General features: G+C 39.5%; 7 protein-coding genes and 1 pseudogene. 5 read left to right on the forward strand and 3 right to left on the reverse strand.

Annotated features, from left to right (window positions below):
• Nucleotides 1–259: 259 nt before the first annotated feature.
• The 3 genes and pseudogenes from HH219_RS02975 to HH219_RS02985 all read left to right on the forward strand — a co-directional run.
• Nucleotides 260–1,927, forward strand: a pseudogene (locus HH219_RS02975) (TonB-dependent siderophore receptor); the annotation flags it as partial.
• A gap of 129 nt (nucleotides 1,928–2,056) precedes the next feature.
• Nucleotides 2,057–3,454: a M20/M25/M40 family metallo-hydrolase gene (locus HH219_RS02980; RefSeq protein ID WP_169326582.1), complete on the forward strand. Its 1,398-nt coding sequence runs from the start codon at nucleotides 2,057–2,059 to the stop codon at nucleotides 3,452–3,454.
• An 84-nt stretch (nucleotides 3,455–3,538) separates the two neighbouring features.
• Nucleotides 3,539–4,480 (forward strand): tetratricopeptide repeat protein, encoded by a 942-nt coding sequence (locus HH219_RS02985; protein WP_169326583.1) that lies wholly within the window; start codon nucleotides 3,539–3,541, stop codon nucleotides 4,478–4,480.
• A 48-nt stretch (nucleotides 4,481–4,528) separates the two neighbouring features.
• On the opposite strand, the gene HH219_RS02990 is transcribed toward HH219_RS02985, so the two are convergent.
• Both HH219_RS02990 and HH219_RS02995 read right to left on the reverse strand, forming a co-directional pair.
• Nucleotides 4,529–6,487, reverse strand: a complete 1,959-nt coding sequence (locus HH219_RS02990; RefSeq protein ID WP_169326584.1) for a S9 family peptidase — start codon at nucleotides 6,485–6,487, stop codon at nucleotides 4,529–4,531.
• Between the two features lie 471 nt (nucleotides 6,488–6,958).
• Nucleotides 6,959–7,879 (reverse strand): DUF808 domain-containing protein, encoded by a 921-nt coding sequence (locus tag HH219_RS02995; protein ID WP_169326585.1) that lies wholly within the window; start codon nucleotides 7,877–7,879, stop codon nucleotides 6,959–6,961.
• A gap of 118 nt (nucleotides 7,880–7,997) precedes the next feature.
• Here HH219_RS02995 and HH219_RS03000 point away from each other — a divergent pair, with 118 nt between their 5' ends.
• Both HH219_RS03000 and HH219_RS03005 read left to right on the forward strand, forming a co-directional pair.
• Nucleotides 7,998–8,285, forward strand: coding sequence for an MliC family protein (locus tag HH219_RS03000; protein ID WP_054205222.1), 288 nt, complete (start codon nucleotides 7,998–8,000; stop codon nucleotides 8,283–8,285).
• 76 nt (nucleotides 8,286–8,361) lie between these two features.
• Nucleotides 8,362–10,383, forward strand: coding sequence for a methyl-accepting chemotaxis protein (locus HH219_RS03005; RefSeq protein WP_169326586.1), 2,022 nt, complete (start codon nucleotides 8,362–8,364; stop codon nucleotides 10,381–10,383).
• Here the strand turns inward: HH219_RS03005 and HH219_RS03010 are convergent.
• Nucleotides 10,373–13,006, reverse strand: coding sequence for an EAL domain-containing protein (locus tag HH219_RS03010; RefSeq protein WP_249118436.1), 2,634 nt, complete (start codon nucleotides 13,004–13,006; stop codon nucleotides 10,373–10,375). The genes HH219_RS03005 and HH219_RS03010 overlap by 11 nt on opposite strands.
• Nucleotides 13,007–13,129: the final 123 nt, after the last annotated feature.

A 13,129-nucleotide genomic window follows, 5' to 3' on the forward strand; every position in this document is an offset into this window, starting at 1 on the left:
AGACGCTGAGAAAGTAACGTAACAATAAGTAGCAGTAAATCGATCGCAGCACGCATTGACGTCGATAACGTTTTATCTGCTTCAATTTGTGCTTTAATATTGTCGATATTCGACTCGATATCGATCCCACTTACTTTCATTTATTCACATCATAATCAAAGGAAAGCAACAGAATAACGCGTTGAAATGATCAAGCAAGTCGATCCCTTTTTTATTTTTGATCGTTTTCAATAAGCAAGGTTTAGTGCTGAGTAGTTACGGACCATCAAGTATTTTATATGGTCAATCAGGTCCTGGCGGCTTGGTTAATATGGTGACAAAAAAGCCAACTGCACAAACAATTTTTAATGTAGGTGGCGATGTCGACCAGCATGGCTCAACTCGCTTTATGGTTGATGCCGGTGGTGCATTAACAGAAGCCGAAGACTTACGTGCTCGCGGTATTTTAGTAAAACAAGACGTTGAATATTGGCGTGAATATCAAAACGGTGAAAACCGTGAGCGTGACCGATTTTTAGGTGCCTTAGTTGTAGATTACGATATTGGCGACAACGCACTTGTTCGTGTTCATTATGACCGTACCGATGACAAAGCAGGCTTAGATACTGGTGCATGGATTGATGATAACGCCAATGTGATTGGTGATGATAAAACGATTCGCGATATGTCTTGGGCATTTACTGACATTACTGTAGAAAACTTAGGTATAGATTTTAACGTATATTTATCTGATAACTGGCAGGTAAACCTAGGTTATAACGAGCAAACTTTTGAACGTCAGCGTTTTGAGTCATCACCTAGTCGAAGTTCTTACATCTCACAAACGAATACATACACCTCGAACCCATACGATCGTTTTGATGATTGGCAGTTTACCACCGCATTCGTTGATTTTATCGGTGAATTTGAAACTGCGGGCATTGAACATCAGTTTTTAATTGGTGCTAATTCACTTGACTACTTTTACCGCCAATTACGCACCTCTGCAGACTCTTTTAACTTCACTGCTGGTCAAAATGAGCCTGCTCGACCTGATATAAGCTATAAAACACCAGATAGAACAAGCGAAACTGAATACGATTACTACGGTATTTATATACAAGATTTAATTACTTTTTCACCACAGTGGCAAGTTTCACTTGGTGGTCGTTACGATAAACAAACAAGGAAAGGTAGAAATAACGAATCTTTCGTACCTAAATTTGGTGTGCTATATCACCCCAATGAATCAGCGACGATATATACTAGTTACTCTGAAGGATTTGAACCTCAAAACGAAACCATTAATAATCAAAATGATATTAATGATGGTATGAAGATTGATGCGGTTACCTCTGAGCAAAGAGAAGTAGGCATTAAATGGCAATTGTTTGATGATCGCTTAATGCTTAGCAGTGCACTTTTCGACATTAGCAAAACAGGCACGCTCGTTACTGAAGATTTACCTGTCGCTATTGGCGATATTACAACTATTACCACTCAAATTGGTGAACAACGTCATAAAGGCTTTGAACTTGCAGCACAAGGGGCGGTAACTGATCGCCTATTTGTGATGGCATCAACCATGTATTTAGATGCAAATTACGAGCGCGATGCTAAATTACAAGGTAAACGCCCTGCAGATGCACCTAAATGGTCTGCATCACTTTGGACTCGCTACGAATTAAACGATGCGATTGCGTTCAATGCTGGTGCTTTTTATGAAGGGGATCGCTTTGCTGATAGTAAAAATACAATTACCAAAGACGCTTATACGCGTGTAGATGTGGGTGCAACTTATAAATTTGTTATGAGTAACACCGATATTAACTTACGCCTTAACGTTGAAAACTTATTTGATACCAACTACCTTGGCGGTGGTGGTACAAACAATGTAACGGTCGGCGAAGGCACTAGCTTACGTTTAGCAGCGCAGTTTAATTTCTAAATTAGTTAGTAATTTTAAAAAGCCCGCACGTTAAACTGCGGGCTTTTTACTTTTTATCTCATTATATTTTTTAAGTCGGTCATTTAATGGTTAAATAGTCGGTAAATATCTAACAAGCCAAGGTCAATAATGAAAAAAATCATCACAGGGGTTCTGCTTGCTAGCAGCTTTTTGGTAAGTGCAGCAGAGCCTGAGTTTACAGCTCAACAACTTAAGCAAGTAGCTGAGCTCAGAACAAATGCTAGCAACAGTGACTTAAGCTATCAATTACTGGAATCTCTTACTACTGAGATAGGCCCACGCCTTCCTGGTACAGAAAATGATAAAAAAGCCGTTGCATGGGCGCAAGCTAAATTTCAAGCGCTGGGTTTTGATAAAGTATGGCTAGAAGAAGCCACGTTCCCTGAATGGCGCCGCTTCAGTGAAAGCGGTAAAATTCTTACCCCGAGTGAACAAACACTACATTTAACCGCACTTGGTCATAGTGTGAGCACACCAAAAGACGGTATTACTGCTGAAGTTATATTATTTGAAACCCTTGATGAGTTGATCGCAGCCCCAGCAAATAGCTTGAAGGGTAAAATTGCTTATATTAACTACCGTATGAACCGCGACATTGATGGTAATGGTTATGGCCCTGCCGTTCGTGCACGCTCAACTGGCTCTGTTGAAGCCGCTAAAAAAGGTGCAATTGGTTATATGATGCGCTCAGTCAGTACTGCACATCACCGTTTTGCACATACTGGTGGTAGCCACTATAAAGACGGTGTAACAAAAATCCCTAACGTAACAATTGCCAACCCTGATGCCGACCAAATTGCTCGCCTCATTGCGCTGGGCAAAAACGTTACTGTAAATATCAATGTGCAAAATGAAGATCGTGGTCAAGGTACTGGCTTTAATGTGATAGGCCAATTCAATGGTACCCAAAACCCTGAACAATATGTACTTATTGGCGGTCATCTAGATTCGTGGGATTTAGGCACTGGTGCGCTCGATGATGGTGCAGGTGTTGCATTAACAATGGCAGCAGCAAAACATATTAGCGAAATAAAGCGCCCTAAGCGTAGTATCCGCGTGGTATTATTTGCCGCCGAAGAACTGGGGTTATGGGGTGCTAAAGCCTACTTTAAGCAACATGCTAAAGAGCTTGATAATATTGTTGCCGCAGCTGAATCTGATTTTGGGGCTGATGTAGTATATGGCTTTGAGTCAAATGTATCTGCGCAGTCACTCCCGGTGGTGCGTGCTATTGCTAAACAACTTGCCCCACTCAATGTTCAATACATTGCAAAAAATACCGCTAACGGTGGACCTGACTTAATTCCATTGAAAAATGCCACCAGCGCACCTATTTTTGATTTACACCAAGATGGTACCGATTATTTTGATTACCACCACACGGCTGATGACACACTTGATAAAGTAGATCCTGAAAAACTGAAGCAAAATACGGCCGCTTATGCTGTGTTTGCTTTTATGGCTGCTGATGCTAGAACAACAATCAAACCAAAACCTGCAAAATAATACATATTTTCTTACAGTTTGCAGCTTTGCTTCTCACCTTCCTTGTTTTAACTTATGTAAAACAAGGAAGGGACCAAGGACTACATGCTACTTTTTAATACCAGCAACTCACTGTCATTCTTCAGCAAAACAAAAACCTGCCCACAGTGCAACAGCAATGACTATCAATTAAAAAACCATAGTCGCTTTTTACGTTTTACTATCCTACCTATCCTGCCACTGGCATGGCGATATAAATACCAATGTGCTAATTGCCGCCACAGCGAACCTGTGTCAATCATCAAATTGCCATTGTTAGAGCAACTGTCATTAGTAAAGTATTTTGCAGGCTCACTCTTACTGATATGTTTATGTATATATTTTTACGCACAACATCTTGAGGAACTCACAACAAAGAAAATGATTCTAGATTCACCTCAAGCATTTGATACCTATTTAGTAAAAGCTGACAAGTTTTCGCATGAGCCATTACGTCCAGAAAATTTGAAAGTGGCACAAGTACTCGAGTTCGACGAAAAATTTATTACCTTTCAAGTCAGCAATTATCGTTACAAACGCGATCGAGCAATCACAATGGCGATGCGCACCAGCTTATTGGTGCAAAAAGATTACTTTTCATCAAAGACATTGACCTTACCCCGCAAGGAAGTAAAGCGCTTATACAATGACGGCACTATTTACAATGTACTTCGCCCATATGCATACAGTTTATATGGTGGGTTTGTTATGTTTCCACCGACACCAAAACCCTTATATGAAGGTGTAAAGCTCAATAAGAATAATCAGCAAGGGATCGTATATTATAAAGATGGCTTATTTGAAGATGCATTTGAAAGCTTTTTGCTCGCCAGTAAGGAAGGTTCTCAGTGGGGACAACTTAATACTGCGCAAATGTATCGTGATGGTGAAGGTATAACAAAAGATATAACTCAAGCTATCTATTGGTATCAGCAAGCTGCACAACAAAATAACCATAAAGCAAAAGTGCAACTCAAAGAGTTATGCCAAGAGAATAGCTGCAAATAAAAAATGGCAAGCTATAAGCTTGCCATTTTAATTATAAAAATCATATTTTTACAAGGTTAAATGCTGGTCTAAAAATGCCAACACCTGTTTATAATAACGAGTGCGATGCTCTGGCTTGTAAAACCCATGCCCTTCATCTTCTAATAACTCGTAAACATAAGGATGATTCGCTTTTTTAAGCGCGGCCACAAGTGATTCAGCTTGTTCAATAGGTGCTCGCTCATCTTCCCCACCATGTACTATTAACACAGGTGCTTTTAACTTATCGATATTGTAGCTTGGGGAGAAGGCCTTTAGTTGGGCTTCATCAGTGCCAAGTACATTTTTAAGGTAACGCTGACCACTCTCACGCTCTGCCACATCGCCTTCATCAAACATCAGTGGTAAATCGTAAACACCAACAACACCGATAGCACACTTAAACATATCAGGCTCTATAATCGCACTTTGCAAGGCTGAGTAACCACCAAAACTGGCCCCCATAATACACATGTTATTTTTATCAACAGTTCCCTGCTCAATTAGGTGTTTTACGCCATCAATAATATCATACTGGATCTCAGCTCCCCACTTTCTATGCCCTGCATGCTCAAAGTTACGACCAAAACCACCCGAACCTCTAAAATTCACTTTTAATACCGCCATACCGCGATTGGCTAACAGCTGTGCATCGGGATCAAACCCCCACCAATCGCGCGGACCATGAGGGCCACCATGAGGCATAACAACCAGAGGCAAGTTTTTCTCTGTCGTATTGTTAGGGAGTGTTAAATAGCCATGAATAGTTAAACCGTCGCGGCTGGTGTAGCTAATTGGTCTTGTTTCAGCCATTAATTCAGGCTTTAGCCAACTACGTGCTGAAAATAAATAACGTAGCTTGTTAGCTTGTGCATTAAACATATAATAGTCACCAGGATTTCGGTCACTTGATGCAATAATGATATTAGTATTGCCATCTTCAGTGCTACTAACAAGTTGCACTTGATTCCCCTCCAACGCTGCGAGTAATGACTTTAAGTGCACACTCTTCTTTGACTCACTATCAACAAAAGCATACGTTGGATAATTTAACTCACTTTCAATGGCGAATAGCTCTTTTGATGTTTCATCCACCCAGATCTTCTTTGGCGATACACCTTCTTCTTTATGAATCAATTCCATTGCTTTGGTTTTTAAGTTGAGCTTGTACAAACCAGCAGCCTCACCACTCACTGACGCGGTTACATAAATTGAACTGCCCGTGCTATCAAAAGCGTGTAGCTGCACATCACCGTAAACCAAACTACCTAAATCAAGTTCTTGCCATTCTCCACCAGATTTTCCACGAGTATAAATTGTTGAACTTATATAATCATCCGTTGAGACTGCTATACGCACATTACCTTTATGATCTGTTAAAAATTGCGCCATTCGAGATGGTGAACGCGTTACTTTACGGCGTTTTCCAGAAAACAAATCAACTTCATAAACCACTGTATGTGGTTCAGTATTAGAAGACCACGGATATGTTACTATTAACATTCTACGATTATCATGGGTCAAAGGATCGAGCACAAAAGAAGTGCCATAAAGGGGCGTCGCCTTTTTCAAACGAGAGCCTGTTTGCATCTCCCCTTGATAGCCAACTAGGTACTTCCCTCGGGAACCATCAGCATTTACAGCAAATAATTCACCATGATACTGAGGATGATCTTGCCAACCTTTAAGATACTGTTTTTCAAGAACAACTCGTTCATTACTCACCCAATGGTAATCACCTATTTGTGCATTACCAGGAAACCTCACTGCATGGCTCATTTTAAAGCCATTGGTATCAAGAATAACTAATACGCTCTTCCCTTCAGGCTTGCTAATAACAGATATATAACTACCATCAGGTGAAAGCTTAACTTGACTATACTCACTGCTTTTACTGAAGCTTTCAATAGACAACGACTTTGTACTTGCATAACTACTAGCACTAAATTGTGCTATAAAAAAAATTAATACTAACAGCCACTTTTTCACGGCAATTCCTTTTTATATTATTATTAAAAAAACAAGATATTACCTATTATACCAACACCCCCTCCTTAGAAACAATTTATTTACTACCTGCATTAGTATGTCGTAATAGTCGGATAAAACTGCAGAGGTTTATAACGTAAGCTAAGCCAAACAGAAGAGCAATCAACATGACCAGAAACTCAAACCTATAATGGATTAAAAATGCCAATTAGAATCACTACAAAATTAATTGGCCATCACAGCTTAACACTGAAGATAATTGACGAGTGATCGATCCATTTCTAGTTACTGAAAAACTTACTAACAGTGTTAAGTATTGATACCCATGAGCAGATAAACGAAACGATACTTACCCTTGATTTCGTGCTAAATAAAATACATCGTTAGGTAATCAAGCGAACTCTACACATCCACATGAATATTAAGTACCACCAATCAATTTAATAATACTCTAACACTTTGCCGACAAAGTTAAGTTGTCGGCTTTTTTGCTATAAATCTCACCACAATATAATGTATTAGCACAATCATCGCACCAGCCAACAAACCTAAAGCACCATCAAACAAAAGCGGCGCAATTACCTCTCCAGCACTTCCTAAATGTGATAAGCCATAATCAGTAACAGTTTGTTGCCAATGATGAAGTATACTAATACCGTGCACTAAAATACCGCCCCCCACCAAAAACATAGCCACAGTGCCTGCAAAAGCCAAAAACTGCATTAAACGTGGGGCAGCCGCTAGTAAACCCTTACCTAATATTTCTTTAAAGCGATTACCTGTTTGCTGGGCTTGTTTAAGCAAATATAATCCGGCATCATCCAGTTTTACTATCCCAGCAACGAGACCATATACACCTATCGTCATCAGTACGGCAATTACACTTAGTACAAGTGCCTGATTAATTAAACTCGCTCCCGCAACAGTCCCAAGAGTAATTACTATTATTTCTGCTGATAAAATAAAATCTGTCCGGATTGCCCCTTTTATCTTTTGTTTTTCATATTCAACTAAATCAGTATCTGCCGCCTCATTATGATCATTAGATTTAGCCGCAGGAAAAGCTTTCTCCACTAACTTTTCAGCACCTTCAAAACATAAGAAAAGACCACCTATCATTAATAAGGGCGTTATCAACCACGGCAGCCACACACTGATCAACAATGCCGCAGGAACTAACATGGTTTTATTTAAAAATGAGCCTTTAGCAACAGCCCATACAACGGGTAATTCTCGATCTGCACTTACCCCTGTCACTTGCTGTGCGTTTAAGGCTAGATCATCACCGAGCACACCCGCCGTTTTTTTAGTCGCAACCTTGCTCATAGTAGCTATATCATCCAATAGCGCAGTTATATCATCAAGCAATGTTAAAAGGTTTGTGCCTGCCATCCTTGTTCCTTAAATTTTAAAATTATTTGATTTTAACATAGCGTAAAGCGACACTTTCACCAACGGTTAATTTTCGTTTGCTATGCTGTGCAAATACCATAACTCAAGGATACCTTTTATGTATAAAGCACTACTATTGACTACGAGCTTATTAATCACACTCAGCGCCTGCACACAGCAGGAGAATATTGATACATTTACATGTGATAGCAAACTCAACGCAACCATAACCAACCAAGATGAAGAGTCTGCAACGCTTGATTACAATAAACACCAATATCAACTAATAAGGCAACGCAGTGCATCAGGCGTAAAATACACCAACGAAAACGTGCTATTTTGGACTAAAGGCAAAGAGGCTATGCTGATTATCGATGGCAATAAATACCACTGCAATTTACAATAACTCAATATCCTCTCATCCTTATATTTTATAAAAAGACTGCTACACTCATTATTTAGCCTGTATTTATGAGTGTGCTATGCAAACAATTGCAATAAAATATAAAGTGGTATTTGCATTTTCCGCAATTGGTCTGCTGATGCTAGCCAGTAGTAGCTTTTTTTATTGGTCTCTTGGCAAAATTAGCATCGCGAACTCAGATATTGAAACGCTCGCAGTCCCTGTACAGCAGCAAAGTAAGGCACTGCAACTATCACTGCTGTCGATCACTAAATTTAATGCCGTCGCGTATAGCCAAAGTACAGTAGTAAAATTACAGCAAGAGCAGCAACGCACAATAGCTGAGCAAAAAAAGCTAAACGAAAAGCTCTCTCAACTGCAGCAACAGCTACAAGATCAGCCAAAAATGCAATCGCTACTATCACTTATAGGTAATAGCTATACAAACCTCGCTGAGACTAGCTCCAGCATGTTCAGTGCAAAAAAATCTGGCTTAGACGCTGGCATTGCTGTCGAAAAATCAAGCAGTTTTTATACAGAGAATCTCGCTACTTTAAGTAACGCGCTACTTGATTTAGAGCTTTTAGAAGTAACCAGTCAACAACAGCGATTATTGGATTCAATCGTGGGTACTGCAACTCGAATAGATGATCTACTTTTCACTCTTGCCAGTAATGTAAAAAGTATTAAGTACATTAGTTCACTAAAAGTGCTTAGCGAGCACCAACAAGACACCGATTTTTTACTTGATAATATTCGCTCAAACTTTACCTATTTACAGCAACAAGCCAGTGAACTACACAATGCAGCAAACTTTACGTCTCTTACAGCTCAAATGGCTGACGTTAATGAACAACTAGCTACCATTTACCAGCAGCAAAATACAATGCTTACTAATCGCATTTTAGCCGAAAAAACATTCACAGATTTTCAGCAACAATTTCAAGATACCGAACAACTAATAATCCAACTTACTCAACTTGCTGATCAACGCTTTACAGCCTTACAAAACGATGCAAAGTCAACAATAAGTACAGGCTCTACATTGGCTGTAATTATTAGCCTCATACTGATTTCATTTGCAGCTTTGATCTCTGTGCTGACTACAAGATCAATGCTTAAACCCTTAAATGCGGTAAATAAAGCGCTATCCAGAATAGCATCAGGAGATTTATCAAGACGTACTCACCCACGCAGTGATGATGAGTTCGGCGCATTATTAAATAATATTAATCGGCTCAGTGATGATTTAAGTAAATTGCTCGTTGATATCAGCGACAATGCACATACTTTGGACCAATCAGCAATTAGCACCAGCGAACAAGGGCAGCAAATGACTCTTGCAGCACAGCAGCAACTTACACGAATCGCAGACGCGACATCACTTGCCGAAAATATGCTAAACAATTCTCAAACAGTATGTGAACAAGCTGATATTACCTCTAATGAAATAGCCAATGCTTCGCAATTTGCTAATGACGTAAACCAAATTGCTGATAGGAATAGTCAGCGAATTGAAGCGCTACTTACTCGTCTTGATCAAGCAGTACTTTGTACAGAAGAGCTCACGCAACACACCCAATTAATTGGCGCAATTGTAGATACTATTAGCAGCATTGCCGAGCAAACTAATTTACTTGCCCTCAATGCTGCGATTGAAGCCGCCCGAGCGGGTGAAAATGGCCGCGGTTTCGCTGTTGTGGCCGACGAAGTTCGCTCTCTTGCTGCGCGAACGCAAAGTTCAACGAGCGAAATCCATACCATGATCCAAACGTTACAACATCAAGCCAGTTCTGCCCATCATGAAATCAACGATGGCCAACAACAAGCCCAACAATGCGTAACAAACAGCAGTGAGCTAAACCAAGCAGTCGATAAAATAAAAAGTACCTTAGCCACAATTAACCAAATGAGTCAGCAAATAGCTAACTCTTCACACCATCAACTTGATAACAGTAATGATATTAAACAAATCATGGCTAAAGTAACTATACAAGCACAAAACAATGCTAACCACGCCAACACTTTAGCCAGCCAAAGTGAGAATGTAAACCAACTAGCTCACTCTTTAGCAAGTGCTGTTGAAAGGTTTAAATTTTAATATGCGGACTATTCGCTTCTAAAAACAACTCAAATTCATCATTCGGTAAGCCCTTACTATATAAAAAACCTTGTATGTAATCGCAATTTAAATTGCGTAGAAAATCCTCTTGTTCTTGAGTTTCAACCCCTTCGGCAATCACTTTTAGTTTTAAATTATTTGCCATGGAAATAATGGCACTGACCAAAGCACAATCTTCAGTGTTATCAGGTAGTTCTTTTATAAACTCGCGATCAATTTTGAGCTTAGTTAACGGAAAGCGCTTTAAATAGCTTAAAGAAGAGTAGCCGGTCCCAAAGTCATCAATTGCTAAACCAACGCCTTGGGCGCGAATTGCTTGTAATTGCTTTAATGTTGTATCACTACTATCTGCAAGCACTGTTTCAGTAATTTCAAGACTTAAACACTCTGCTGCGAGTCCTGTTTCAGCCAAGCACTCTTTAACTAATTCAGATACATTCTGTCGGACAAACTGCACACTAGAGAAGTTAACCGTAATAAAGAAGTTACCATCGAGCTTACAACACCAGTTACTGGCTTGCTGACATGCTTCACGCAATACCCATGCGCCAATCGGCACTATCAAGCCTAGCTCTTCACAAATAGGGATAAAATCAGCAGGCGAAACATGACCTAATTCTGGGTTATACCAACGCAGTAGAGCTTCGCAACCGAGCCTTTCACCATCAATACTTATAATTGGTTGATAATGAATCGTAAACTCATTGTTACTGAGCGCTTTGTGTAACGCCCCCTCAAGCTGACTGCGAGCTTGTGCCTGTTCATGCATGCCTGGTGTAAAGAACTCAAAACAATTTCGCCCCTTTTCTTTCGCTTTATACATTGCACTATCTGCATTGCGAATAAGAATTTTACGCTCCAAGCCATCATCAGGGTAAAGCGTTATACCCATACTGCCCGAAACAAATACTTCATGCTCTGCGATTACAAAAGGTGAGTTCAAAGCATTAAGTACTTTTAACGCAATATGTTCAATTTGATTAACAGTATTGATGTTCGTCAGCAGGAGAGAAAACTCATCCCCCCCCAAGCGCGCAACAAGGTTACCACTACTCATACACGCCTTTATTCGTTTTGACGCCTCTAATAATAATAAGTCTCCCGTTGCATGTCCGAGGGTATCATTCACACTTTTAAATCGATCTAAATCAATAAAGCAAATAGCTAAGCGTTTTTGCTCTGCTTGAGCATGCAACATTTGCTGATCAACCTTATTATAAAAGTGCTGCCTATTTGGCAAGCCTGTTAACGTGTCTAAATTAGTTTGTAGCCACATTTCTTGTTCATTTTCTTTGCGTAAGCTAATGTCGTTTAGAATTGCCACAAACATTTCTATATTTTTTGTATCATCAAAAACGACTGCAATACTCAGCCAGCAAGGGTAAATACAACCATCTTTACGTCGGTTCCATATTTCACCTTCCCACTGCCCTTGTGTATTTAATTGCAAATACATCGCTTTGAAAAACTCACTATTATGTCGGCCAGAGTTAAGTAAACTTGGCGTTTTCCCTAAGGCATCATCTTGTGAGTAACCTGTAATATTTATAAAAGCACGATTCACCATAATGATTTCGTTTTTGCCATTGGAAACAAACACTCCCTCATTAGTAGTCGCAAAAACAGTACTCGCTAAACGTTGTTGACGTCGCGTGGCTATACGCTCTGAGATATCATGTATAAAATGAATGCTTCCCAAGTGACGAGCATCATTATCAACCACTTTCGTACAGGTATATTCCCCCCAAAAATTTCCTTCTGCACCTTTATATTCATGCTCATTAATTGCATCGCTAGATAGTGTTTGGCTCACCTCAAACTCATACATAAAACGACCAAAAAGTGGCATTTTAGCGGTTAGTATTTGTTGTGCTTTTTTATTTGCAGCAGAAATACGTTGGTTCGGTTCAGCAAAAATAAGTAAGTCATCAATACTATCAAAAATAGCTTGCAGCTTAGAGCTATCTTGCTGCGCTGCTCGCTTTGCTCTTCGTAATCGTGTTGCCAGTACACTTAAAATTAGTAATAGTACGCATAGTAAAGCAATTGAAATAATCGCTAGTAAAAGCTGATCACTTTGCTTCTTTTCTATTTCACCTATTTGTATACGAATTAGCTCTTCGAGGTTTTCTTGGTAACGCCATAACTCTTTTTCTAAGCTTCGTTGTGAAGAGATATCATGAATCACCGACAACAGCTGTGTTTTACCATTAACATTAAAGGGGGTTGAATAGACACTGACAGTACGCATATCACCGCTTGCTAAACGATGTTTAAAAACAAAATAATTACGACCTTCAGTACGTGCAGCTGCACGCTCTTGTGCCACCTGCTCGTTAGTAAAAATATTAATTTGCTGAATAGATTTTTTTTCCAGCTCACTTACATTGAAACCATAAAATAAGGCCGCGGCATCATTTGCTTGAACAATATCACCTGACTCAGGGTCAATAATTAACATAATAGCACTGTGGTTTTTAAAAAGAGCCGGGGAAATAATAGTGGATAAATCATCGGCAGCAATACCCGTACGACAATGAAGGCAGGCCATAAAAATAATTACTTTTAAAATTAATACCTTATCAATAAAAGTTTTGCGCAAGTGAACCCCCCTTTCTTATCTAAAGTATAACTATAGCCCAATGAAACTTTAATGTGAGAAAGGCAATAAATGAAAAATAATAATGTAGCATAAACAAAGCCGAGTAAACTCGCTAATAAAAAT

Source organism: Pseudoalteromonas sp. NEC-BIFX-2020_015 (assembly GCF_012952265.1).
Classification (GTDB): Bacteria; Pseudomonadota; Gammaproteobacteria; order Enterobacterales; family Alteromonadaceae; genus Pseudoalteromonas; species Pseudoalteromonas neustonica.

Excerpts from the sequence above, each read along its gene's own strand:
- HH219_RS03005 (WP_169326586.1), top strand. The coding sequence starts at position 8,362 with ATGCAAACAATTGCAATAAAATATAAAGTGGTATTTGCATTTTCCGCA.
- HH219_RS02985 (WP_169326583.1), top strand. The coding sequence starts at position 3,539 with ATGCTACTTTTTAATACCAGCAACTCACTGTCATTCTTCAGCAAAACA.
- HH219_RS02995 (WP_169326585.1), bottom strand. The coding sequence starts at position 7,879 with ATGGCAGGCACAAACCTTTTAACATTGCTTGATGATATAACTGCGCTA.
- HH219_RS02980 (WP_169326582.1), top strand. The coding sequence starts at position 2,057 with ATGAAAAAAATCATCACAGGGGTTCTGCTTGCTAGCAGCTTTTTGGTA.
- HH219_RS03000 (WP_054205222.1), top strand. The coding sequence starts at position 7,998 with ATGTATAAAGCACTACTATTGACTACGAGCTTATTAATCACACTCAGC.